This window comes from Sandarakinorhabdus sp. AAP62 (genome assembly GCF_000331225.1).
Lineage (GTDB): Bacteria > Pseudomonadota > Alphaproteobacteria > Sphingomonadales > Sphingomonadaceae > Sandarakinorhabdus.
Genome location: NZ_ANFY01000017.1, coordinates 210519 through 234738 on the forward strand (window position 1 = coordinate 210519; position 24220 = coordinate 234738).

General features: G+C 64.1%; 24 protein-coding genes. 7 read left to right on the forward strand and 17 right to left on the reverse strand.

Features of this window, described 5'->3' with window-relative positions; all coding sequences use genetic code 11:
• Nucleotides 1-15: 15 nt before the first annotated feature.
• Entirely contained in the window at nt 16-1044 is a 1029-nt protein-coding gene (locus tag D619_RS0114200) for a class I SAM-dependent methyltransferase (RefSeq protein WP_017669269.1), read from the forward strand.
• Nucleotides 1045-1065: 21 nt separating this feature from the next.
• Here the strand turns inward: D619_RS0114200 and D619_RS18455 are convergent, their stop codons facing one another.
• From D619_RS18455 to D619_RS0114220, 4 genes are all read right to left on the reverse strand, one after another.
• Nucleotides 1066-3501 (reverse strand): hypothetical protein, encoded by a 2436-nt coding sequence (locus D619_RS18455; protein WP_017669270.1) that lies wholly within the window; start codon nt 3499-3501, stop codon nt 1066-1068.
• Nucleotides 3502-3566: 65 nt separating this feature from the next.
• Complete coding sequence (locus tag D619_RS0114210) at nt 3567-4223, reverse strand: ABC transporter ATP-binding protein (RefSeq protein ID WP_017669271.1); 657 nt, start codon at nt 4221-4223, stop codon at nt 3567-3569.
• A complete protein-coding gene (locus D619_RS0114215; protein ID WP_017669272.1) occupies nt 4220-5014 on the reverse strand; it encodes an ABC transporter permease in 795 nt (264 codons plus the stop codon). Before D619_RS0114215 ends, D619_RS0114210 begins: the two co-directional genes overlap by 4 nt.
• 4 nt (nt 5015-5018) lie before the next feature.
• Entirely contained in the window at nt 5019-6191 is a 1173-nt protein-coding gene (locus tag D619_RS0114220) for a hypothetical protein (protein ID WP_243442651.1), read from the reverse strand.
• A 452-nt stretch (nt 6192-6643) separates the two neighbouring features.
• On the opposite strand from D619_RS0114220, the gene D619_RS0114225 reads away from it, so the two are divergent.
• Nucleotides 6644-7813 carry a polysaccharide biosynthesis/export family protein gene (locus D619_RS0114225; RefSeq protein ID WP_017669274.1) on the forward strand — a complete coding sequence of 390 codons (1170 nt, stop codon included), beginning with the start codon at nt 6644-6646 and terminating at the stop codon, nt 7811-7813.
• Nucleotides 7814-7824: 11 nt separating this feature from the next.
• Complete coding sequence (locus D619_RS0114230) at nt 7825-8991, forward strand: glycosyltransferase family 1 protein (RefSeq protein ID WP_017669275.1); 1167 nt, start codon at nt 7825-7827, stop codon at nt 8989-8991.
• A 9-nt stretch (nt 8992-9000) separates the two neighbouring features.
• On the opposite strand, the gene D619_RS0114235 is transcribed toward D619_RS0114230, so the two are convergent.
• Nucleotides 9001-9912, reverse strand: coding sequence for a branched-chain amino acid aminotransferase (locus D619_RS0114235; RefSeq protein ID WP_017669276.1), 912 nt, complete (start codon nt 9910-9912; stop codon nt 9001-9003).
• Nucleotides 9913-10053: 141 nt separating this feature from the next.
• On the opposite strand from D619_RS0114235, the gene D619_RS0114240 reads away from it, so the two are divergent.
• Nucleotides 10054-10584 (forward strand): MarR family transcriptional regulator, encoded by a 531-nt coding sequence (locus tag D619_RS0114240; RefSeq protein WP_033373663.1) that lies wholly within the window; start codon nt 10054-10056, stop codon nt 10582-10584.
• Here D619_RS0114240 and D619_RS0114245 read toward each other — a convergent pair.
• From D619_RS0114245 to D619_RS16850, 5 genes are all read right to left on the reverse strand, one after another.
• A complete protein-coding gene (locus D619_RS0114245) occupies nt 10575-11405 on the reverse strand; it encodes a cytochrome c (RefSeq protein ID WP_017669278.1) in 831 nt (276 codons plus the stop codon). The two genes, D619_RS0114240 and D619_RS0114245, sit on opposite strands and share 10 nt — an antisense overlap.
• A gap of 46 nt (nt 11406-11451) precedes the next feature.
• Nucleotides 11452-12231, reverse strand: coding sequence for a pyrroline-5-carboxylate reductase (gene proC, locus D619_RS0114250; RefSeq protein WP_017669279.1), 780 nt, complete (start codon nt 12229-12231; stop codon nt 11452-11454).
• Between the two features lie 19 nt (nt 12232-12250).
• Nucleotides 12251-12769 carry a YbjN domain-containing protein gene (locus tag D619_RS0114255; RefSeq protein ID WP_017669280.1) on the reverse strand — a complete coding sequence of 173 codons (519 nt, stop codon included), beginning with the start codon at nt 12767-12769 and terminating at the stop codon, nt 12251-12253.
• 85 nt (nt 12770-12854) lie between these two features.
• Complete coding sequence (locus tag D619_RS0114260; RefSeq protein WP_017669281.1) at nt 12855-13148, reverse strand: accessory factor UbiK family protein; 294 nt, start codon at nt 13146-13148, stop codon at nt 12855-12857.
• 3 nt (nt 13149-13151) lie between these two features.
• On the reverse strand, nt 13152-13727 hold the full coding sequence (locus tag D619_RS16850) for a TspO/MBR family protein (RefSeq protein ID WP_017669282.1): 576 nt from the start codon (nt 13725-13727) through the stop codon (nt 13152-13154).
• A 46-nt stretch (nt 13728-13773) separates the two neighbouring features.
• Between D619_RS16850 and D619_RS0114270 the strand changes: the two genes are divergently transcribed.
• The gene (locus D619_RS0114270) at nt 13774-14082 is read left to right on the forward strand and encodes a hypothetical protein (protein ID WP_017669283.1); all 309 of its coding nucleotides are present in this window, start codon (nt 13774-13776) and stop codon (nt 14080-14082) included.
• On the opposite strand, the gene D619_RS0114275 is transcribed toward D619_RS0114270, so the two are convergent.
• From D619_RS0114275 to D619_RS0114285, 3 genes are read right to left on the reverse strand one after another with little or no spacing between them, the layout of a single operon-like run.
• Nucleotides 14079-14825: a TlyA family RNA methyltransferase gene (locus D619_RS0114275; protein WP_152417473.1), complete on the reverse strand. Its 747-nt coding sequence runs from the start codon at nt 14823-14825 to the stop codon at nt 14079-14081. The genes D619_RS0114270 and D619_RS0114275 overlap by 4 nt on opposite strands.
• Nucleotides 14822-15196 carry a hypothetical protein gene (locus tag D619_RS16855; RefSeq protein WP_017669285.1) on the reverse strand — a complete coding sequence of 125 codons (375 nt, stop codon included), beginning with the start codon at nt 15194-15196 and terminating at the stop codon, nt 14822-14824. The genes D619_RS0114275 and D619_RS16855 overlap by 4 nt, the downstream gene beginning before the upstream one ends.
• 14 nt (nt 15197-15210) lie before the next feature.
• The gene (locus D619_RS0114285; RefSeq protein WP_017669286.1) at nt 15211-15546 is read right to left on the reverse strand and encodes a hypothetical protein; all 336 of its coding nucleotides are present in this window, start codon (nt 15544-15546) and stop codon (nt 15211-15213) included.
• A gap of 37 nt (nt 15547-15583) precedes the next feature.
• Here D619_RS0114285 and tgt point away from each other — a divergent pair, with 37 nt between their 5' ends.
• Nucleotides 15584-16732: a tRNA guanosine(34) transglycosylase Tgt gene (gene tgt, locus D619_RS0114290; RefSeq protein ID WP_020480505.1), complete on the forward strand. Its 1149-nt coding sequence runs from the start codon at nt 15584-15586 to the stop codon at nt 16730-16732.
• Here the strand turns inward: tgt and D619_RS0114295 are convergent.
• Nucleotides 16705-17820 carry an FAD-binding oxidoreductase gene (locus D619_RS0114295; protein ID WP_017669288.1) on the reverse strand — a complete coding sequence of 372 codons (1116 nt, stop codon included), beginning with the start codon at nt 17818-17820 and terminating at the stop codon, nt 16705-16707. The two genes, tgt and D619_RS0114295, sit on opposite strands and share 28 nt — an antisense overlap.
• The gene (locus D619_RS0114300; protein ID WP_017669289.1) at nt 17817-18773 is read right to left on the reverse strand and encodes an alpha/beta hydrolase; all 957 of its coding nucleotides are present in this window, start codon (nt 18771-18773) and stop codon (nt 17817-17819) included. Before D619_RS0114300 ends, D619_RS0114295 begins: the two co-directional genes overlap by 4 nt.
• 84 nt (nt 18774-18857) lie before the next feature.
• On the opposite strand from D619_RS0114300, the gene D619_RS18170 reads away from it, so the two are divergent.
• Nucleotides 18858-19148, forward strand: a complete 291-nt coding sequence (locus D619_RS18170) for a hypothetical protein (protein ID WP_193743316.1) — start codon at nt 18858-18860, stop codon at nt 19146-19148.
• 86 nt (nt 19149-19234) lie between these two features.
• Here D619_RS18170 and ppdK read toward each other — a convergent pair whose 3' ends face one another.
• The gene (ppdK, locus tag D619_RS0114315; protein WP_017669292.1) at nt 19235-21895 is read right to left on the reverse strand and encodes a pyruvate, phosphate dikinase; all 2661 of its coding nucleotides are present in this window, start codon (nt 21893-21895) and stop codon (nt 19235-19237) included.
• Between the two features lie 69 nt (nt 21896-21964).
• On the reverse strand, nt 21965-24220 hold a 2256-nt coding region (glyS, locus tag D619_RS0114320), incomplete at its 5' end, for a glycine--tRNA ligase subunit beta (RefSeq protein WP_347574771.1).

The window sequence follows — 24220 nt, forward strand, 5'->3', positions numbered from 1 at the left end:
AAAAGGAATATTCCGATGGCGAGCGATATCGACAACAAGGACAGCGCCTACAATGCGCGCGTACAACAACAGATCGATCAATTTATTGATCAGCCAATTCATGACCTTCCAGAGATTTTTCACATTTGGTCGCACAATTATATTCGACCAGGAATAGCCGATGTTTTTGGGGTCGAATCAATCAACGATGTGTACAAGGGCGCCGTCCGCGAAGCCAGCAAGCAATTTGGAGACGGCTGCCGCATTCTCAGCGTCGGATGTGGCGACGGTAATGTCGAAATTCAGTTGGCGCTATCCTTGATCGAAGCCGGATTTACTCGGTTTCGTATCGAGGCGGTCGACCTGTCGCCGGTCCTTATCGAACGCTTCCGCGAGCAGCTTCATGCAAATAAGCTTGAGGGATATATCCTCCCGCAAATTGCCGATCTGAACAAGAGAACACCATCCGAAAAATATAATGTAATTATGGCTAATCATTCACTTCATCATATTGTTGAATTGGAAGGTATTTTTGATTTCATTTTCGAATCTTTAACTGATGATGGAATTTTTGCGACCTGCGATATGATCGGGCGAAATGGGCACATGCGCTGGCCGGAAAGTGAGGCAGTCCTGCAAACCATTTGGCCACTTCTTTCAGATCGGCAGCGCTTTCACCATCAATTGCTACGTCACGACCGAGAGCGGTTCGTGGATCATGATTGTTCAACTGAAGGCTTTGAAGGAATCCGGGCTCAAGACATTCTCTATCTGATTCTCAATCGCTTCTTTCCGTACAAATTTTTCGGATATGGCGGCTTCATGGACGTTTTGACAGACCGTGGTTATGGCCCCGGCTTTGACCAAAACAACCAATGGGATGTTGAATTCATCGGAGCCATGTCAAAATTGAATGAGATGATGCTCGATTCCGGAATGCTAAAACCGACGACGATGATTGCTTATTTTACGAAGCAGGAGCGCGCGCCTGTCCATTTTCGGAACAGGACGGCAAGATCTTCCGTTCGAATACCTTTCGAGAAGCCAGATTGGATTTTTGAATAATCCCTATACTCATCTGAACCGTCACGGGAACACCCCCGTCCCCACCAGTTCGGTGCCGGCCAATACATTGCCGAGCGAACCCCACTCAGCACCGGTCCAATAGATTGCAGCGCCGTTCTCGTTGCGCAGCAGCACGTCGTCGCGGCCATCACCGCTCAGATCATGAAGGCCGGCGATCGACCACCCCGCTGTGATCGTGGCGAAGGTCTGGAAGCCGTCGCCACCACGACCGACATCCCAGAAAACCGTGTCGCGATTGCTGTTCATCAGCACGAAATCGTCGGCAAAGCCGCCGATCACATCGCCAAAGCCTGCGATCTGCCAACCCGACGACAATGTAAGCAAATGCCGCCAGCCACCTTCGGTGAAGGCGATGACCTGGCCGCTCGTGTCATTCTGGATGATAATGTCATCCTTGCCGATACCATTGATGTTGGCCACGCCCTTCACCGTCCAGCCCGGCGTCAGCGTGAACAGATGCTGCGCGCTGCCGGCAGCAGCATCGAGCACACGCAAGGTTCGGTCTGGCCCTTGTAGCAGGATATCGGCGGCCCCATTGCCGCGCAGATCGCCAAGACCAACAACATTGAAGCCGGGGCTCGACGGCAGCACCGCAAAGCCATTGCCACCCTGCGCCACATCCCAGCGGATCAGCCCGCCATCGGGCTGGCGGAACAGCATATCGGTGCGGCCATCGCCGGTGAAATCGGCCGAGGCTATCACCTGGCTGTTGCCGCCGACCCGCAGGAAATAGCTGAAGCCATTGGAACCCTGCGCCGGATCCCATGCGATGAGATCGCGCGAGCCGGGCAGGAACAGCACCAGCTCCTCGGCAATCAGGTCCATCAGGCCGTCGGCGAACTCCACCTGCTCGATGCCGGTCAGCGTATCCGTGCCGTCGCCCTGCGCGCGCAGATCGCGCACGGTCACGATGTCGCCGCTGCGCGTCACCTCGTAATCGCGGCGGCCGCCCGAGAAGACCGCGGTATCGCTGCCGATGCCGCCATCCAGCCGGTCGGAACCGCCACCGCCCACCAGCGTGTCGTTGCCCGCGCTGCCGAACAGATCATCGCCACCAAAGCCACCTTCGATCCGATCATTGCCGGCGCCGCCGAACAGCCGATCGTTGCCGGCATAGCCAAAGATGGTGCCGCCGGCGGTGCCCATGCGGCCATCATAGACATCGTCACCATAATAAAGCTGCACCGGGCCAAGGATGGTGCCGTTGTTGATCACGGTGACCGAAAGTCGATCATCGGCCTGCTGGCGTTGATCGAACACGGTTTCGAAGAAATCACGGTTGGGAAAGCCATAACGGCCGATCGTGGCGGTCGATTCCAGGATGAGGGTACCGCGCGATGAAACGGTGACGGCGGCATTGGGCAGTTGCGATTGGGCCAGGGTGAGCTGGCCGGCGGAATCGCCGGTGATTTCCAGCAGATCGCGGGCATTGATCAGCCGTACGAAGGAGGTGGCCGAAGTGTAGGTGCCGGTATCGAGCCGTTCGAAATTGCTGAAGCGGCCAAGATCGACGGTTTGCTCCGTTACGGCATCGATGCGCAGGGAGTCGATGCCGGCACCGCCATCCACGTCGCCAACGATGGTGGGCAAAGGCGCGTTGCCAAAGGCGCTCCACCAGAATTCATCGTCGCCACCCCCCAGCAGGGCCGAGCCGAGCAGACGTGTCTGGCCGAAGCTTGACGAGGTGATTTCCAGCGATTCCGTGCGGTCCGATCCGGTGACGTTTCGCAACGTCGATCCCGAAGCAAGCCGCAGGCGACTGCCGTCCAACGCGACATCCGTTTCCGGGTTGCGGGATTCGATCAGGCCCACCGTGCCCGGGAAGCCATTCAAGAGTGTCGAAACGATGGATATCTGCTGAAACCCGGAAAAGCCGGACAGGTTGCCGTTGGCATCGATCAGCTCCAGTCGCTCGAAATTGATGGCCAGCGACGCGGAATAATTGCCGTTCAGTTCATCCGGCGTGCCCTGGATGGTCAGCGTGTCAAAACCGTCGCCGCCGTTGGCATTGATATTGTGGGATTGGCCGGGCTTGCTGATCAGCCGGTAGGCATCATCGCCGGTCCCCAGGTTCACCTGCAGATCGAACTGCGTGCTCTGGTCCGGGCTTTGCACGAACAGGTCATTGCCGCCCTGCAACGCCACGTTGCCGACGATCAGGCCCGCATTGCGGACCTCGTCGGCTTCGGCAGAGCCACGGATGGCAAAGGGCGGCGGAAAACTGTCAAAGCCGCGGATGATGCCGCCACTTTCGTTGATGATCACGCCGCCCGCTTCCAGGCTGATGGCGGGCTGATCGGCGCTGGTGGAGATGATGCGGCCGCGTTCGGTGTTGATCAGCCGAACGCCCGTGGCCGTGATGCGGTAGGCGGGGGCACCTTCCACGCGCTGATCGACAGAAACCGATTGGCCAATGGTGGAAAGCGTGATCGTCATGGGCAATTCACTCAGTAAATCCAATTGGTCGAACGTAGCGACTATGCAGTACGCTCAACTGGGCATCAAGCGGCCATGACCTGGTTGTGATGAGCAAGTGCACTTTCAATATCAGGGAAATGGTGCAGCACACCTTTTTCCAGCACGCAGGCGCGTTGAGCGTGCAGCCGCAGATAGTGGCTATCGTGCGATACGATGATCAAGGCGCGATCGGCGCGCTTCACGAACAATTCCTCTTGGCAACGTTGCTGGAAGCGGGAGTCTCCAACCGCAACCACTTCGTCGATCAGGTAGCAATCGAAGTCGATCATCATGGACAGGGCGAACGCCAGCCTTGCCCGCATGCCGGACGAATAGACCTTCACCGGTTCGCGCAGGTAGCGCCCAAGCTGAGAGAAATCCTCGACGAAATCGATGACATCTTCGAACGCGACATCATAGACCCGGCAGATGAAGCGGATATTGTCCACGCCAGTCAGAGCGCCCTGAAAGGCGCCGGTGAACGCCAGTGGCCACGAAATTCGCATGGTCCGTTCAATCTTGCCCGACGAGGGCTGCTCAATGCCGCTGATCAGGCGGATCAGAGTCGACTTGCCGGCGCCATTGCCGCCAACGATGCAGACATGATCGCCGCGCTGGACCGTCAGGTTGATGCCCTTGAGCACCTCGACCTGCCCGCCGCGCACGGGATAGAATTTGTGGACGTCGGTCAGCCGGATCATTCGAGCACATACTCACGGCTGACCTTGCGCTCCAGAGCGAGGGCCATGATGCTGAGACCAAGATTGACGGCCACAAGATAGCCAATATCATACCGTGCATCAAAGACGCTGCCAAAGAACGCGTCCCGGATCATTTCCGTGCAATTGACCATCGGGATCAGCAGTGCCGCCGACTGGAAATCGGGCGGCAACGCTTCGACCAGAAATGCGGCACCGGCCAGCGGGAAAAGCAGATAAGCTGCAGGATGCCAAAGCTTTTCGACCGTTTCGGATTTCTCTGACAACGCCCCGAGAAAAATCGCGAAGGCAGCACCAAACCATGCTGTCAAAAACCACCCAAGGACCAGTAGCAGCAGGTTCTCCGGGGGTTCAATCAGTTCAAGACCGACGAATGCCATACCAAGAATAGCGAAAGACGTGGTGGCGCCCATGGCCTCGAGCACAATGCGCGCGATGTAGATATCCATGATGCGTACGTTGCGGTGATACATCAACGCCGAATTGGGCGCGATGGCGCCGATGCACCGATTGGGCATGTTTCGCCACAACAGAACGGTTGAATAGCCCGTAAGCGCAAACGCGGCGATGGGCAGGTCCGACAACTGGTGCAGCCCGGCGATGGTCCACAAGGTGGTGATGCCAAGCGTGAACAGCATGGGTTCAACGAACAACCACAGGAAACCGATGTTGTGCCGGCCATAGCGGGTGAGCACTTCACGCAGCAACAGCGCGCGCAGAACGCCCAGCTGGATTCGGGCGGAACGTGCCAGCGAGGCGTTGGCAGCAGACACGCAGCTAGTCCTTGTGTTCGCGAATGCCGGCGAGCAGCATTGACAGCACGCCCCACGCGACCAACCCCGCGATCAGTGTGGACAGGATGCCCCGGATGCGAAGGGGTTCCATCGCATCATCAGGCCGGCTCGGCAGGGCGACGCGTTCGACATAGGCGCGCTGGCGCCTTGCCTCGTTGCGGGCGTCTTGCAGGGTGGCCAGCGCCGCCGCCAGTTGGCGATCGGCAAATTCGCGTTCCACCTGCAGGCGTTGATATTGGGCGGCCGTGGCCGACAGTGAACCACTGCTGCCCGCCACTTCGCCCATCTGTTCGCCAATGGCGCGCTGCAGGCCGGCGATGCGCACCTTCAGCAGCGGGATCTGCGGATTTTCGCCAGCAACGGCCGACAGTTGCAGCAATTGCATGCGCGCGCCGATCAGTTCGTCCTGCAGCTTGGAAATCATCTGCAGCTGCACGCTGGCCTGGCGTTCCGGATCAATCACCCCGGCGCGATTGCGGAACGCTGCGAGGGCCAGCGCTGCCGTGCGCGCCCGGCCCTGCGCTTCCATCACTTCACGTTCGGCATAGCGCACCAGATCGCCGCGGCTGCGATCATTGAGCTGGTTCACCAGGGCTTCGGCGCGTTCGAGCAGGCGCCGGTTCATCACCTGCGCGTCCTGCGGCGTGAAGGCCCGCACCATCATGGTGGCGATGCCGGTCTCGCTGTCGAAATCGACCGCGACCTTGTCTTCGTAATAGAGGAACAGTTCCTCGAACGACCCATCGAAGCCGAACGGATCGAAGCGGTTGAGGATGAAGATGCCATCGTTGCCCCACGCCCGGCGGGCCAGGCCATCGGTATCGAGCGCCCGCAGCGCATCACGCGAACTGATATAGCCCTGCGCCGCGCGCATTTCATCGCTGCCGTTGGAAAACCCGGCGGTTTCCAGCAACATGCCCACGCCCGAAACCGCAGGTTTCTTGGGGCTGCGCACCACGAAACGGCTTTCGGAAATATAGACGTCCGACGCCAGGACGCCGAAATAGAGGACCGCCAGCCCGGTGGGCGCCACCACGCACAGCCAGAACAGCAGCCCCACCCCGGAGAGCCAGCGTTTCAGGCCGCCAACGGGCCCGGGGCCGCCATAGGGCGCCACGTCTGCCGAACCCGGGTCGATCTTGGGCTGAGAATTCATCGTTTCCGTCACGTCACAACAGGGGGCACCCCCGACCGCGGCCGGAGAATTGCCCTTGCGGATAGCGGATAATGGCCTTGCCGCCTAGATGGGCGCTGGCGCCGCACCAGCGCGCCAAGGCCGACGGGCCAATGAATATTGTTTCGGCATGGTGCAAACAAGATCATGGCGATTTCATTCTCCTCCACTGGCAAACCAGCCCGCCTTGACTTGCGGTTCCGGCGCGATGTCTGCTGGTCATCATCATGTCTGTCGCCGATTGCCTGCACAGGGTCTTGAACCAGAACGGAGCCGTTCGTCGCATTTCCGCAACATCTTGTGGAAGCCGGTTGGGTGCGGACGGTTTCACCAATGCAGCGGACCGGCCCTGCTTTGACATTGGCCGGGCCTGATGCCATGCCGATGCCGGTTTTCAGCCCCCGGAACCCATAGTCTGCACGAGCGCTTCGTTCATGATCCTTTCTCGCCTGCCTTCCCGTCCGCTCATCGCTGCCCGGCTTGCGCTGCTGGCGGCATCCGGCATAGCGCTGGCCGCCTGCCAGCCCTTTGGCCCCGGCCGCCAGGTCGTGCTGAACGGGGGCAGCGTGCCCGCCGCCGCCAATGAGGCCGCAGCCCAGATCAAGGTCGTGCAGGTGCGCGGAGACATGGCGGCGCAGTTCAAGCCGCCGCCGCCGTGGCCGGCCTTTGCCGATGTGCTGGGTGGCGCCAAGCCGGTGGGCACCGTGGTTGGCACCGGCGACGCGCTGGAGGTGACGATCTGGGAAGCCCCGCCGGCCACCCTGTTTGGCGGCGCCATCGATACCCGCATCGGCACCGCGATCAGCACGGCGCGGCCCACCGCCCTGCCCGAACTGCTGGTCGGCCCCGAAGGCAGCATCAGCGTGCCCTTTGCCGGGCAGGTGCCGGCCAGTGGTCGCACCCTGCGCGAGATCGAGGCCGATATCGTGCGTCGTCTGCGCGGCCGGGCCAATGCACCGCAAGCCATTGTGCGACTTGTGCGCAACACCACCGCCACGGTGACGGTGGTGGGCGAAGTTCCCAATTCAGCCCGGCTGCCGATCAGCCCGCGCGGGGAACGCCTGCTCGATGCGCTGGCCCAGGTGGGCGGGGTGAAACCACCGGTGAACCTGACCACAATCCAGGTGACACGCGACGGCCGCACCTATCGCATGGCGCTGGCCGACATCATCACCCAGGCCAACAACAATATCGTGCTGGCCAAGGATGACGTGATCACTGCGCTGTTCCAGCCCTACAGCTTCACCGTGCTGGGCGCGGCGACCAAGAATGATGAAATCCGCTTTGAAGCCATGGGCATCACCCTGTCGCAGGCGCTGGGCCGCTTTGGTGGCCTGCAGGATGGCCGGGCCAATCCGCGCGGTGTCTTCCTGTTCCGTTGGGAGGAACCTGCGACGCCGGGCGGCCCGCGGGTGCCGGTCATCTACAGCTTCGATCTGAAGGACCCGGCAGTCTATTTCCTGACCCAGCAGTTCCGCATGGCGGACAAGGATGTGATCTACATCACCAATTCCCCAATCGCGGAATTGCAGCGCTTTGTGAGCATCGTCTCGCAGACCCTGCTGCCGATTGCCACTGTTACCACCGTCATTCAGCAGAACTGAGCCCAACGTTCGTGGCTGACAACGCCGCACCACTGTTGCTGGACGCCTCGCGCATGGTGTGGCGGCGCTGGGCTGGCGTGCGTCCAACCGGGATCGATCGGCTGTGCCTGGCCTGGCATGATCATTATGCGGCCCGCGCCCAGGTCGTGCTGGTGCACCGGCGTGGCCGCCACATCCTGCCGATGGCCGCATCACAGGCACTGTTCAGGCTGCTGGACGATGAGGGCCCGCGCGATCGGTTCCGCCGGCGGTTTGTGGCGTGGGCGGCGCGCAACCTGATCCACCTGCTGCGGCCGCAGTCGGGGCTTGGGCGGTTGTGGTTGAATGTCGGCCACACCGGGCTCAACCTGCCTCATCTCGCCGAATGGGTGCGCGCCGCCGATATCCGCCCGGTGTTGATGCTGCACGATATCATCCCGATCACCCACCCCCAATATTGCCGCGACGGCGAGAGGGCGCGGCACGAGGTGCGGGTGAAGACGCTGCTCAGGATCGCGCATGCCATACTCGGCAACAGCCAGGATACGCTGGACCGGTTGAACGCCTATGCGGCCAGTATCGACATGGCGGTACCGCGTGTCCTGCCGGTATGGCCGGGCACGCCGCGGCTGGCCATGCCGGCGGGCGCGCGGCCGGCGCCGAGCAATGATTTCATCATCCTGGGCACCATCGAGGGCCGCAAGAACCACATGTTGCTGCTGAATGTGTGGGAACGGCTGGTGGCGCAGTACGGTGAAGCCGCGCCGCGGCTGGTGATCATCGGGCGGCGCGGCTGGGCCTGTGATGATGTGCTGGCACGGCTGGATGCCGGGGGCTTTGGCAGCCGCGTGGTGGAAACCGGCGCGCTGTCAGACGATGATATCGCGCAGGCGCTGGCCGGCGCTCGTGCCCTGCTCTTCCCCAGTTTTGCCGAAGGCTATGGCCTGCCGCTGGTGGAGGCGCTGGATGCCGGCGTGCCGGTGATCGCCAGCAATCTGGATGTGTTCCGCGAGATCGGCCAGGGCGTGCCCGATCTGTTGCCGCCCGACGACGTGGAGGGCTGGGCCGCCGCGATCATGGCCTATGCCGCCCCCGACAGCCCGGCCCGCGCCGCCCAGATGGCCCGGCTGGCGCAGTTCCGCGCGCCGGATTGGCCGAGCCATTTCAAGGCGGTGGATGCGTTTCTGGAAACGCTTTGACCCAAAGTCTCAGCGTTGCGTCGACGGCACCGGCTCCACGCCGGTGATGCGGCCGTGGACAAGGTCGCTGTAATCCTGCGCCAGTTGCAGCGTCGCCGCGCCGACCTGGAAATTCCACGGGCCGATTTCGGCCAGCGGCGTCACTTCGGCGGCTGAACCGGTGAGGAAGGCTTCCTGGAAATTGGCCAATTCTTCCGGCCAGATCGCGCGTTCCACCACCTTGATGCCGCGGCGTTGGGCGAGCGCAATGATGGAACGGCGGGTGATGCCATCGAGGAAGCAATCGGGGGTGGGCGTGTGCAGTTCGCCGTTCTGGAAGAAGAAGATGTTGGCGCCCGTCGCTTCAGCCACCTGGCCGCGCCAATCCAGCATCATCGCATCATTGTAGCCGGCATTTTCCGCGGCATGCTTGGAGAGGGTGCAGATCATGTAGAGGCCGGCGGCCTTGGCGCGCACTGGCGCGGTATAAGGCGCGGGCCGCCGCCACGGTGCGATGTTGAGGCGCAGGCCCTTTTTCAGCGCTTCCGGGCCAAAATAGGCGCCCCACTCCCAGGTGGCGACGGCGAGATGCGCCTTGGTCTTCTGGGCCGAAACACCCATCTGCTCGCTGCCGCGCCAGGCAACGGGGCGCACATAGGCGTTGGTGAGACCGTTGGCCGCCAGCGTCTGCCGGCAGGCTTCGTCGATCTCGTCCACGCTCCACGGCAGCGGGAAGCCCATGATGTTGGCCGAATCGATCAGCCGCTGCGAGTGCAACGACAGCGCATAGATATGGCCGCCATAGGCCCGCGCGCCTTCAAACACAGAGCTGGCATAGTGCAGGCCGTGGGTGAGGATATGGACATTGGCCTCCCGCCAGGGTTTCAGTTCACCGTCGATCCAGATGAAGCCGTTGCGATCGTCGAAGGTGGCGTCTGTCATGGTCAGCCTCTGGCAGCGTGAAACGATGAGGGGGCGCCTTGCCCTTCGCCAGCAACAAACGAACAGCGTTGCCGCCTCCGTCTTGCCGGGAATTGCGCGTCCCGCTTGTGCTGACATAGGCTTTATGGCAGATAAGTCAACATGACTGTCCTTAATTCCGCTGCGCCGGCGCATGTTTCCCCGTTGAAGGTCACACCGGCCTCGCCGCTGTTCCTGCGTGAGGACGAGATAAGGCGCGGCATCGAACTCCTCTATTTCGGTTACACGGCGATGATCCGCGGCGCCGATGCCATTCTGGAGGCGCAGGGCCTGGGCCGTGCCCATCACCGCGCGCTGTATTTCGTGGCGCGGCGGCCAGGCCTGTCGGTGGGGGAACTGATCGGCCTGCTGGGCATCACCAAACAGTCGCTGGGCCGGGTGCTGAATGATCTTTCGGGCCGCGCCCTTGTCGAACAGAAGGTCGGCACCAGCGACCGCCGCCAGCGCCTGCTGTTCCTGACCCCATCGGGCGCGGCGCTGGAAGCCCGGCTGTTCACCGAACTGGAACGATCGATGGCCCGTGCCTATGGCGAAGCAGGGCAGCAGGCGGTCACCGGTTTCTGGGCCGTGCTGATGGGCCTGGTGCCGCCCGATGGCCGCGCCCAGGTCGAAGCGCTGCAGGGTCAGGGCTGAGGCAAGCCCTTCAGATAATCAAACAGCGCCCGGCGTTCGGCAGCGGTCATGTGGGAGAGCCGCTTGGCGCCGACACCGCCCATCAACCGCAATTTGCGGCCATCGAGCGGCACGCCGGTGGTGGTGAGCCGTTCGAACGCCAGCCAATCATAAATCTGGATGACATCGGCCAGCGCCGGCGTCTGCCCGCCATTGCCACCCAGCCCGTGATTGTGGCATTCGGCGCAGGCCTGCCGGGTGAAATAGGGGCCCCATTGCGGCGTGCCGGGGGCCGGCGCGACGGTGGGGCCGGCATCGGTGGCGCGCACCAGCACGACATTGGGGATCAACTCGCCGGTGGCGGCGGCCCACGCCTTGAACAGCCGGTGCTTCAGCGTGACCGGTTGGGCATCCCTGGCCGCCGGCAGCGTGCGCAGATGGGCGTAGATGGCGGCAATCTCGTTATCGGCCATGGCGGCGAACATTTCCGATGGCATCGCCCAACTGATGCTGGTGCCATCGGGGCGCAGGCCCTTGCGCACGGCGCGGGCGAAATCCTCGGGCCTCCACGCCCGCGCCCGGCGGCGCAGGTTGGGCGCGACGATGCCATAGAAATCCGCGCCGGTGAGCGCCGCGCCATGGCAGCCGCTGCAGCCATAGACGCGGGCCAGCCGTGCCCCCAGCACGGCATCGCCGGAGCCGCCGGCCAGCGTTTCCGGCAAGGCGCCATGATCCTTGTCGAGGCTCTGCTGGCCCGCCCAGACCAGCGCACCGGCAGCGCCGGCCGCCACCAGCAGCGCCGCGCCAAACAGCCCGAGACCGGCCTTCATCAGATTGTGCATGGCGGCTCCCCCCGAAACCCAAGCCTAGGTCAGCCGCGCGCCGCTGTCAGCCCAGTTCCTTCGAGCGGGCGGCGGCAGCGGCCACCACCTGTTCCATGAGCGGCGTGAGCGCCGGCATCAGCACCGAAAGGCCCGCCGCCGTGGTGCCGCCCGGCGAGGTGACGCGTTCGCGAAGGACATTGGCCGGCGTGGCACCATCCTGTGCCGCCAGCGCCGCCGCCCCAATCAGCGTCTGGCGGGCAAGACGCATGGCCATGGCGGGTTCGAGGCCTGCGGCTTCGCCAGCCGCAGCCAGCGCCTCGATAAAGTGGAACACATAGGCCGGGCCGGAACCGGAAACGGCGGTGACGGCATCAAACTGGGCTTCATCGGAAAGCCAGATCGTCTGCCCCACCGGCTGGAACAGGGCTTCGGCGGCACCCTGCACGATATCACCATCGCGGGTGAAAAGAGCGGTGGCCCCCTGCCCTACGGCGGCCGGGGTGTTGGGCATGGCGCGCACGATGCCGGAACCGGGGAACAGCCGGGCCAGATCCTCCGTGCGCACACCGGCCATCACGGAAATGACGAGCGTGAGCGGCCCCAGCCGGCCGGCCAGCGGCAGCACCGCCTGCGCCCAAGCCTGCGGTTTCACAGCGAGCACGACGATATCGGGTTTGCCTTCTGCCGGTGGTCGAGCGGAAGCTTCAACGCCCGGCGGCAGATTGCGTGCCGCCGGATCGATCACGGCAACCGGCCCCAGCCCTTCGGCCAGCCAACGCCTGAGCAGCGCACCGCCCATGTTGCCACAGCCGATCAACCAGATCGGCGCTCCGCTTGCCATCATAGCCCCCAAATAGCCGGTGTCAGGCTTCGCCGGCTGTCTCGATCAGCGCGGCGGCCAGTGCTTCAACCGGGCTTTGGCCAGCCAGCAACACCAGCTGGAACACCGGATAATAGCGTTCAAATTCTTCCACTGCGGCATCGGTGAGGATTTCGGCCTGGGCCGGCGACAGATCGCCGCCGTCCTCGGCGTCGTCATCAGCCAGCAGCGTGGCATGCCGGAACAGGATCATGCCATCGGCCGACCAGAGTTCGAAATGGCCCATCCACAATTGTTCGTTGATCAGGCCGATGCTTTCATACACCGCCAGCCGGCGATCGTCGGGCACCATCAGATCGGCCTGGGCAATGATCTGCAGCACCCGGTCTTCGCTGCGCCACAGGGCACGCAGCTGATAGGTGCACCAGCCGCCCTTCACCGTGGTGATGATTTCCTCATCACCCACACGTTCGGAGGCCCAGCCATTGGCATCGAACAATTGTTCGAGCAGGTCGATCGGGGCGGGTTCGCCCGTGCCATAATCAATTTCGGAAAAGCTCATTTCGCCTCTCCCTTACCGGCGCAGACACAGGCTGGGCAAGCCCTGCCGATTCGGCAAGAGCAAGCCTTACAAAATATTGTGGATATCAGGCTTCGGCCCCACCAGATTTGCGGCTCTTCTTCGGCGCCGACTCGGCAGGCGCGATTTGCGCCTTCAATGCGGCTAGTTCGGCCTTCAGATTTTCCACTTCGGTGCGGGCGGCAACCGCCATGGCCTTTACCGCTTCAAATTCGTCGCGGCTGATCTCACCAGCGCCCACGAAATCCTTCATGCGCTCGCGCGCCACGCCGGAAAACTCGCGCGTGGCGCCGGCCAGCGTGCCCATGGCGGCCGTGGCAACCTTGGACAGGTCTTCAAAGATCTTGTTGTCGTTCTGCATGGTTCAAATTCCCATCTGCATGGCATCGGCCATGGGGTTGAGCATCATGATCGAGATGTTGAGGGCGGCGGCAAAGCACAGCCACGCACAATAAGGCAGCATCAGCCAGCCGGCGAGCCGGTTGACCCGCCAGAAGCTCCAGGTGGTCGCAATCGCCACTAGCAGCATCACCGCAATGATGCCCAGCGCCGCCGAAATCATGTGCAGCCGGAAAAATACCGGCGACCAGGTCAGATTGATGGCAAAGCCGACGGCAAACAGCCCAAGCGCCAGGCGCTTGCCCTGGACCTGCCCAGCGCCTGCCAGCTTGGTGCCCCAGACCATGGCAAAGGCAATGCCGATCAACGTGTAGAGGATCGCCCAGGCAATGCCGAACAGCGGCCCCGGCGGCTGGAACACCGGCAGGCTGAGCGACTGGTACCAGGCGTTGGTTTCGGTCGACCCGGCGATCCGCGCCACCAGCCCGCCGAGCAGCAGGATAGCCGGCACCGCCACGATGGCAGCACGCGCGAAGCTGCCGGTGGAAAACCAGGGTTCGCCAAGGGACTCTGGGGTGTCGATGGAATCGGCAGCGGTCATCCACCCCGGTGTAGCCGGTTGCCCGCCCGCGCGCTACACGTGAGGCATGGTGGATGATGACGCAGCGCCGATGAGCGATCGCTGCTGGCTGTGCGGGCGGGCGCTGGGCACGCAGGTGGAGTGGCACCACCCTGTCCCCAAGGCCAAGGGCGGCCGTGATCGCCGCCAAGTGCACCCGATCTGCCATGAAGCCATCCACGCCCATTTCAGCAACAGCCAGCTCGGCCGCATGGGCGCAGACCCAGGGACACACAGGGCGGCGCTGCTGGCGGAACCCGGCGTGGCGGCGTTCGTGGCGTGGGTTGCCGGCAAGCCGCCGGATTTTCATGCGCCCACCAGGGGCAAGAAGCGCTAATCGGCCCGCTGGGCGCCGATCAAAAATTCGACATTGCCTTCGGGGCCGGTGATCGGGCTGGTGGTCAGGCCCTGCACGTTCCAGCCCTCCGCTTCGAGCCATGCAGCGACATCGCGGCAAACACGGTCCCGCACCTCTTCGTCGCGCACCACGCCGCCCTTGCCGACATCCTCGCGTCCGGCTTCGAACTGCGGCTTGATCAGCGCCAGCAGGCGGGCGCCGGGTCTGGCGAAGCGCATCGGCACCGGCAGCACCTTGTCCAAGCTGATGAAGCTCGCATCGCAAACGATGATATCAATGGGTTCGGGGATATGATCGGGCGTCAGCAGACGAGCCGAAAGCTGTTCGAGCACGACGACGCGGGGATCCTGCCGCAGTTTCCACGCCAATTGGTTGGTGCCGGAATCAACGGCATAAACGCGGCTCGCGCCGCGGCTGAGCAGCACATCGGTAAACCCGCCGGTGGACGAGCCGACATCGATGGCCACAAGCTCCGCCACATCCCAGCCAAAATGCGCCAAGCCATGATCCAGCTTGATGCCGCCACGTGACACCCAGGGATGATCGCGGCCCTTCAGCTCCAGCGGCGCATCGACAGCCAGCGTGTCGCCCGGCTTGGCGATCTTGCGATCACCTGAAAACACCAGGCCCGCCATGATCAGCGCCTGCGCGCGGGTGCGGCTTTCGACCAGTCCGCGTTCGAACAGCAGTTGATCGACGCGCGCCTTCACCCCCCTCTTCACCACGCCTTCTGCAGCTCCACCACCATCACTTCGATGGGTTCACTGCCCACATTGATATCCTGGTGCAACGTCTTGGGATTGGCAGGTAACCAATAGGCCTTGCCGGTTTCCCACTTCTGAATGTCGGACTGGCCGGTTTCCTCGCGGATGTCCATGGTGCCGCCCTTCAGGGCAATCAGCACGCGCGGGTGATCATGTCGGTGCAGTGGCAACGGATTGCCCACCGCGATCACCGATTTCCACACCTTCACCTCGTCATTGGCGAACTGCGGTGTCCGCCCGGTGGGCATGGCCCCCTGCGCCACCGCCAGGCCGGCACCAAAGCCCGCCAGCACCAGCGCTGCGCCAACGCCCCATTTCTGCATCATCATCTGTCTCCCCGTCGTCAGAACCGGCTCGCCTTGTCCAGCGGCTCGAACGGGCCGAACCGGCACAGGCTGAACACTTCAGGCGTGAAATTGTCCCGCGCCTCGAACAGATCATTGGCGCAGGCACGTGGGCCAGCCTCGCGGCGCACCAGGATCATGTTCGGCTTCAGGCCCGGGCAGCCATCGGGCAGCCGCGACCGGTGCCAGCGCCCGCCCGCGCGCACCAGCAGCGCGTCGGCGCTGGCCACCTTGTAGTCGAGCTGGCGGCCGACGATTAGGCAGGTCGCCGCCGGCCCCGCCGCAGGCGCGGTGAGCGGATTGGCGGCGGCCAGCAAGAACAAGACCCCAAGCATGTTGGCCAAAGCCTGCCACAGACGCTATGCGCGGCCAATGACTCGTTTTGCCTTCAGCATCCACGCCCGCGACGGCAAGGCCCGCACCGGCACGATTGCCATGCGCCGCGGCGAAATCCGCACGCCCGCCTTCATGCCGGTGGGCACGGCGGCCACGGTGAAGGCGATGCGCGCGCAGGAAGTGCGCGCGGCGGGTGCGGACATCATCCTGGGCAATACCTATCACCTGATGCTGCGGCCGACGGCGGAGCGCATCCACCGCCTCGGCGGGCTGCACAGCTTCATGGGCTGGGACCGGCCGATCCTCACCGACAGCGGCGGCTACCAGGTGATGAGCCTTTCCAGCCTGACCAAGCGCACGGAAAACGGGGTTACCTTCGCCAGCCACCTCGACGGTAGCCGGCATCTGATGAGCCCGGAACGATCGATGGAAATCCAGCGTCTGCTGGGCAGCGATATCGTCATGGCGTTCGATGAGCTGGTCGCCCTGCCCGCCCCGCGCGAAGTGGTGAAGGACGCCATGGACCGCTCCATGCGCTGGGCGGCGCGCAGCCGGGCGGCGTTTGACGCCGGCGGTGACCATGCGGCCGGCGCGGCGCTGTTCGGCATCCAGCAAGGCGGGCTGGATGAACGGCTGCGCGCTGAATCGGCCACGGCCCTGCGCGCAATTGGTTTCGACGGCTACGCCATCGGCGGGCTGGCGGTGGGCGAAGGCCAGCCGGCGATGTTTGGCGTGCTCGATTATGCCACGGGCCAGCTGCCGGAAGAGGCGCCGCGCTATCTGATGGGCGTGGGCAAGCCGGATGACATTGTTGGCGCGGTGGTGCGCGGCGTCGACATGTTCGATTGCGTGCTGCCCACCCGTTCTGGCCGCAACGGCCAGGCGTTCACCCACGATGGGCCCCTGAACCTGCGCAACGCCGCCCATGCCGAAGATCTGCGCCCGCTGGATGAAGATTGCCGCTGCCCGGTCTGCCACGGACCGCAGGCTGCCAGCCGCGCCTATCTCCACCATCTCATCAAGTCGGGCGAGATGCTGGGCGCCATGCTGCTGACCCAGCATAATATCGGTTTCTATCAGCAACTGATGGCCGGTCTGCGTACCGCCATTGCACAGCAGCGTCTCGGCGATTTTGCCGCAAGCTTCCTTGCTCGCTATCAGGCCAAAGGCCGATTTGCGCAGTAAGGCTTTGGATCAAGCGGCGGGTTGCCGCCGAGCAGCAGCGCTGCACACAACCGGCCGGCAGCCGGCGAGGTCTGGATGCCGAAGCCGCCCTGCCCGGCGCACCAGAACAGACCATCGACGGCCGCATCAAAACCGAACACCGGCAATCGGTCCGGCGCGAAGGTGCGCAGGCCGGCCCAGCTCGATTCCAGCCGCTTCACCTGCACGGTCGTCGCCTGTTCGAACCGGTCGATCACCACGGCCAGATCCATCTCATCGGGGCGGACATCGTGCGGCACATCGGGGATCTCGTCGTGCGGCGACAGCCACAAACGTTCGCCATCCGGCTTGAAATAGAAACTGCCATCGCTGCTCATTACCGTGGGCAGATCAGCCGGTGGGGCCGGATCAATGCGCAACACGGCCATGGTGCGCCGCAGGGGCATCAACCCCTTGCCCGCCGCACCGGCCAGCGTCGCCACGCCGTCACACCAGGCCCCGGCGGCATTGACCATGATGGGTGCACGCAAGTCACCGGCCCGCGTGCTGATCTGCCAGACACCGGCGCGGCGTTCGATGGCCGTGACTTCGGCATTGGTCACAAGCGTCGGCTTGGCGCCATCCACACCGCGCAGGAAGCCCTGATGCAAGGCGGCCACATCGATATCGTGGCAATCAGGTTCGATCAGCCCCCGGCCCCGCCATTCCGCCTTCAGCATCGGCCCGACCGGCGACGCGGCCAGCGCAGCCGCATCCAGCCAATCATAGGCAACGCCGCCTTCATCATATTCCGCCGCGACACGCTCCAGACCGCCGGCATCGTCGGGGCCTTCGATGATCAGGCTGGGCCGGTGGTGCAGCAGTGGCGGAAAGCCGGCCGGCGGCGCGCCGAAAAAGGCCCGGCTGGCGCGGCTCAATGGCACAATGGCCGGGCCGCCATAGCTTTCGATGAAGATGGCCGCCGAACGCCCGGTGGTGTGATAACCCGGCCGCTCCTCCATCTCGATCAGGACGACGCGCAAATTGGGGGACGCTTCCAGCAGGGCCCATGCCGTGCTGGCCCCGGCGATACCGGCGCCGATGATGGCGATATCAAAATCCTGGCTCATGTCTGCTCTCCCAGGAAACCGCGGGCACGGGCCAGAACATTGCTGCGCATGGGTTCGGCTTCGCGCAGCAGTTCATGGCCGGCACCGGGATATTCGACGGTTTCGCCCGCCGGGATACGCGCAATGAAACGACGGGTCGCCTTGCTGTCCACCAGCCCGTCCCTTTCGGGAATCAGTGCCAGCACGGGCACGGTGATGGCCTCCGCACCGCCACGCGCCCACAACGCATCCAGGCTGGCAAAGGCATCATCGAGCCATCCCCAGGTAACGCTGCCGATCGCCAGCGATGGATATTGGCCCACCCACCAGCTTTCGTCACGAAAACGATCGGGATCGCTGGTCAGCAGAAATTGCCGCGCGCTGCCGGCCACGCCAGGCTCGAACGGGCCGCCGCCCAGCACATAATCTTCACCTCGCCCCCATTTCACCATCACGGCGGCAAGCCGGCGGGCGATGCCCGGTCCCAGCGGCGGCGTTGACAGCCCCAGCATGGGCGCCAGCACCACGGCCCGATCAACGCCGCCACGTGCGCAGGCCAGATGGCGCAGCAGGAAATGCCCGCCCATCGAATGCGCCATGGCCAGCACCGGGCCGCCGCTGCGTTCGGCGGTCCAGCTGATCAGTTCGCGCAGATCGTCCAACCACACGTCGAAACCGGGGGACGCGCCGTGCATCGGCGTCTTGCCCACCCGCCGCGACAGGCCCTGCCCGCGCCAATCGAAGATGGTCACCCCCCAGCCGGCATCGACCAGATCATGCAGCGTCTCGCTGTATTTCTCGGCAAAGTCGCCGCGGCCCGTCACGAACAGCAGATGGCGACGGGCCGGATCGCGCCGCACCCAATGTTCCAGCCGCACCGGCCAGCCATCGCGCAGCGGCAGGAACAGGCGTTCCCCACCGGCTGGCAGGCTGCGCCGACGCATCCACGGATCATTCTCGGGCACGATACTCATGATGGCCACCGATAAAGCCAATTTGCGCTGCTTGCCAGCGCCTTGGGTTGCCAATTCAGCCGGCTGGGGCGTAGCGTGGCCATCATGCACCCGGGGTTCAAACTGCTTGCTGGCCTGGCCGCCACAGTCGTGCTGGCGCGTGGCGCCTCGCTGCACCAGGGCCAGGCGATGGCCGCCAAGATGGGCCAGGCAGCCGCTATTGCCATGCAGAGACACGGCGTGGTGGATGGCCGCATCAGTTTTCGTCAGCCGTCCGGCATGGTCGCCCGCATGGCCCGCCTCTCCGGCACCGCCACCACTGCGACGCAAGCCGCGGTGATCGCCGATCTGAAACGCCATCCCGGCATCGCCGACGCCGTTTGGGTGCCGCAATGATCTGGCTGTTCGGCGAGATCTGGCTGTGGGTGCTGGCCGGCTTTGCCGTCGGGCTGGCAACCGGCTGGTGGATCTGGAAGCGCTGATCAGCCCTTCTTCAGCGCCGCCTGCGCCGCCGCCAGCCGCGCGATCGGCACGCGATAAGGCGAGCAGGAGACATAATCCAGCCCCAGCTTCTCGCAGAACAGGATGGAGGCCGGATCGCCGCCATGTTCGCCGCAGATCCCGAGTTTCAGATCAGGCTTGACGCCGCGACCACGTTCGGCCGCCATTGCCACCAGTTCGCCCACGCCGTCTTCATCGATCGAGACAAACGGATCCTTGGGATAAATGCCCTTTTCGACATAGGGCCCCATGAACCGCGCGCTATCATCGCGGCTGATGCCCAGCGTGGTCTGCGTCAGATCATTGGTGCCAAAACTGAAGAACTGGGCGTGGGCGGCAATCTCGGCGGCACGCAGGGCGGCGCGCGGCAGTTCGATCATGGTGCCCACCAGATAATCCAGCGTCACGCCGGATTCGGCAAACACGGCGGCGGCCTCGCCGTCGATGGCGGCCTTGGTCAGTTCCAGTTCCCTCGCGGTTGCAACCAGCGGCACCATCACTTCCGGCACCACCGCCGCGCCGGTTTCCTGGGCCACCATCACGGCGGCTTCGAAAATGGCGCGGGCCTGCATGGCATAGATTTCGGGATAGGTGATGCCCAGGCGGCAACCGCGATGGCCCAGCATCGGGTTGAATTCGTGAAGCTCGCTGATGCGGCGGCGCACCAGCGTTTCGGGCATGCCGGTGGCGGCGGCCACGTCGGCAAAACCGGTATCATCATGCGGCAGGAATTCATGCAGCGGCGGATCAAGCAGGCGAATGGTCACCGGCAGGCCCGCCATCACCCGGAAAATCTCGGCGAAATCGGCGCGCTGTTCGGGCAGCAGCTCGGCCAGCGCGGCTTCGCGGCCAGCCGTATCTTCAGCCAGGATCATGCGGCGCACGGCGGTGATGCGGCTGGGTTCGAAGAACATGTGCTCGGTCCGGCAAAGGCCGATGCCTTCGGCGCCGAACTGGCGCGCCACGCGGCAATCCGCCGGCGTTTCGGCATTGGTGCGGACTTTCAGGCGGCGATGCTTGTCGGCCCATTCCATCAATATGCCGAAATCGCCCGACAGATCGGGCTCAACGGTCGGTACGTCGCCCAGCATCACGTCGCCGGTGGCGCCATCGATGGTGATGCGGTCGCCTTCCTTGATGATGCGGCCACCCGTGCTCATGGCCCGGGCCGACATGTCGATGCTGATGCCGCCGGCGCCCGACACGCAGGGCCGGCCCATGCCGCGGGCGACCACGGCAGCGTGGCTGGTCATGCCGCCGCGCGCGGTAAGGATGCCCTTGGCGGCGTGCATGCCATGAATATCCTCGGGGCTGGTTTCGGTGCGGACCAGGATCACGGCCTCACCGGCGCGGGCCTTCACTTCGGCGCTGTCGCTGTCGAACACCACGGCGCCGCTGGCGGCACCGGGGCTGGCCGGCAGGCCGCGGGCGATGATGTCGCGCGGCGCCTTGGGATCCAGCGTCGGGTGCAGCAGCTGATCCATCGCCGTTGCATCAACGCGGCGCACGGCATCGGCTTCGCTGATCAGCCCCTCGCCCACCATGTCGACCGCAATGCGCAGCGCCGCCTTGGCGGTGCGCTTGCCGCTGCGCGTCTGCAGGATATAGAGGCGATTGTCTTCCACCGTGAATTCAATGTCCTGCATGTCGCGGTAATGCCGCTCCAGCAGGTCGAAGGTGCGGCCCAGTTCGGCGAACACGGTGGGCATCGCCTCTTCCATCGAAGCCGCCTTGGCGCCGGCCTTCTCGCGCGCCACCTTGGTCAGATATTGCGGCGTGCGGATGCCGGCCACCACGTCCTCACCCTGGGCGTTGATCAGATATTCGCCATACCAGGCGCGTTCGCCGGTGCTGGGATCGCGGGTGAACGCCACGCCGGTGGCCGACGTGTCACCCAGATTGCCGAACACCATGGCCTGCACGTTGACTGCGGTGCCCCAGCTTTCGGGAATGTCGTTCAGGCGGCGATAGGTGCGCGCCCGGTCGCTGCGCCACGAACCGAACACGGCGCCAATCGCGCCCCACAATTGTTCGTGCGGGTCCTGCGGGAACGGGCGGCCCAGCGCCTGTTCGACAATGGCCATGTACCGCGCGACGAGCTTCTTGAGATCGTCGGCGTCCAGCCCAGTATCCTGGGTAACGCCCTTGTCTTCCTTGGCGATTTCGAGGGCATCTTCAAAGGCATAGTGATCCAGTTCCAGCACCACATCGCCATACATCTGGATGAAGCGGCGATAGCTGTCCCACGCGAAACGGGCATTGCCCGACGCGGCGGCGAGGCCTTCCACCGTCTGGTCGTTCAGGCCCAGATTCAGCACCGTATCCATCATGCCCGGCATCGACACGCGCGCGCCGGAACGGACGGAGACGAGCAGCGGATTGGTGGCGTCACCGAACTTCTTGGCCGTAACGCCTTCGATGAAGGCCAGGCTGTCCAGCACCTGGGCCTGCACATCATCCGGCAGGCGGCCGCCGGCATCATAATAGGCGGCGCACACATGGGTGGCGATGGTCAGGCCCGGGGGCACGGCAAGGCCGATGCCGGCCATTTCCGCCAAATTGGCGCCCTTGCCGCCCAGCAATTCCTTTTGGCGGGCATCGCCTTCGGCCGTGCCGCCACCGAACCGGAAAACTGATTTCATTGCGCCCACACTCCAAAATCCCACTCTCAGGCGCAGCCCCGCCCGATCCCTCCAAGGTGGAGAATATTCCTATCCCTCGATCTTCGCGAAATCCGCCACGCCATGCACAGCATCACGGAACCGCGCCAACAGGGCCAATCGCCGCGCCCTTATGCCCGGATCGGGATCATTGACCATCACATCGGTGAAAAATGCATCGACCGGCCCGCGCAAACTGGCCAGCGCCGCCATCGCATCGGTGAAGCGCTCTTCGGCCACGGCCTGTTTGGCGGTGGGCAGCGCCGTCGCCAGCGCGGCGGCGAGCAGCGCTTCGGCCCCCTCGCCTTCGCCGCTGGCCGGTTCGCCAATGCCGTCCTTCTCCGCCGCCTTCAGGATATTGGCCGCGCGCTTGTAGCCAGCGAGCAGGTTGGTGCCGTCTTCGGTTTCGACGAACGCCTGCAACGCCTTCACGCGGGCAAGCAGACGGACGAGATCATCCTCACCGCCGAGTGCGAACACGGCGTCGATCAGGTCATGGCGCACGCCGGCTTCACGCTGCTGGACCTTGAGTCGGTCGGCAAAGAATCTCAGCACTGAGCTTACCGTAGACGTCATTGGAACAATGATCGCCTCAATCATTCCATCACCAGTAAAAAATTCTACATATTTTTCACCAAATTTAGCTTGGAAACCTTCAGGTAAGGAAATTTCGGCTTCATTCATCGCCCCTATCGCCGAATCAAATTTTGTAATTTTGCCCTCTGCTTCGATTTTTGTGAAATAAGTGACGACCGGCCTCACAAGAGACATAAAAAGAGAAAGCCTCAATTCACTCTGTACAATAATTAGAATTGAACCAGCTGCTGCACGCCTTAGCGCAAAGGGGTCGCCGGATCCGGTGGGCTTGAGCCCAACGGCAAAGAACAGCCCAATTGTAGAAAGCTTGTCCGCCAATGCCACCGCCACGCTCACTGGCTGTATCGGTACATCATCCCCCTGCCCCGCCGGCTTGTAATGGTCGCGAATGGCATCGGCGATGGCCGGCTCCATGCCGATAGCCAGTGCGAGGTAACGTCCGATCTGGCCTTGCAGTTCGGGGAACTCGCCAACAGTGGCGGAGACGAGATCGGCCTTGGCCAGTCGCGCCGCCTGCTCGGCCTGCGCCGGGTCAGCCGGCACCGCACCGCTTTCGCACAGCCATTTGGCCAGCGCCGCGACGCGCTCCACCTTGTCGGCCAGCGTGCCCAACTTTTCGTGGAACACGATGTCGTTGAGCTTGGGCAGGAACGCTTCCAGCCCGCCGGCGCGGACGGTGGCCAGATCCTGTTCCCAGAAGAAACGCGCATCCGACAGGCGGGCGGAGAGGACGCGCTGGTTGCCGTGGGTGATGGCGGCGCCGCCGTCGGTGGCGTCGAGGTTGGCGACGCAGATGAAGGCCGGGGCGAGTGCGCCGCTGGCATCGGAAAGCGCGAAATATTTCTGGTTGGTGCGCATGGTGAGCACGATCACCTCACGCGGCACTGACAGGAAATCGGGATCGAAGCGGCCCAAGAGCGGCACCGGCCATTCGGTGAGGCCGGCGTTTTCGGCAACCAGGCCATCGTCCGGGATCAGCGACAGGCCGGCGGCTCCGGCGAGTTCGGCGGCGCGGGTGGCGATGATCTGGCGGCGTTCGGCGCTGGAGGCCAGCACATGGGCGGCGCGCAACTGATCGAGGTAGGTGGCAGCGCTGGTGATGGTCAGCACGCCCGGCGCATGCACGCGGTGGCCGCGGGTGTCGCGGCCGGAAGTGATGCCATGCGCTTCGCAGGCCACCACATCGCCATCCAGCAGCGCCACGATGCCGGTGAGCGGCCGCACCCAGCGCGGGGCGGCGGTGGACTGGCTGGCGGCGCCCCAGCGCATGGACTTGGGCCAGGCGAAATCGCGGATGATCTGCGGGATCACTTCGGCGAGGATATCGGACGCGGTGCGGCCTTCGCGGCGCAGCACGGCGAACAGCACGATACCCTTGGGCGTCTCGCGCTCTTCCAGCTGATCGCGGGTCAGGCCGGTCTTCTTCAGGAAGCCGTCGATAGCCTGCGCCGGAGCCGTGGCCGCCGGGCCCTTCACTTCTTCCGCGCTGCCCTCGCTGGCGGCGGCGACATCATCGGCAATCAACCACAGCCGGCGCGGGGTGGCGTCGGCGGTGACAGCGCCATGAGCGAGGCCGGCAGCCTTCAGCGCGTCCGCGAAACGCGTGCGCAGTTGCTCCGCCGCAGCCGCTTGCATGCGCGCCGGGATTTCTTCGGACTGGAGTTCGAGCAGGAACTTCATCACGCTGCTCCCCTCCCTTCCAGGGAGGGG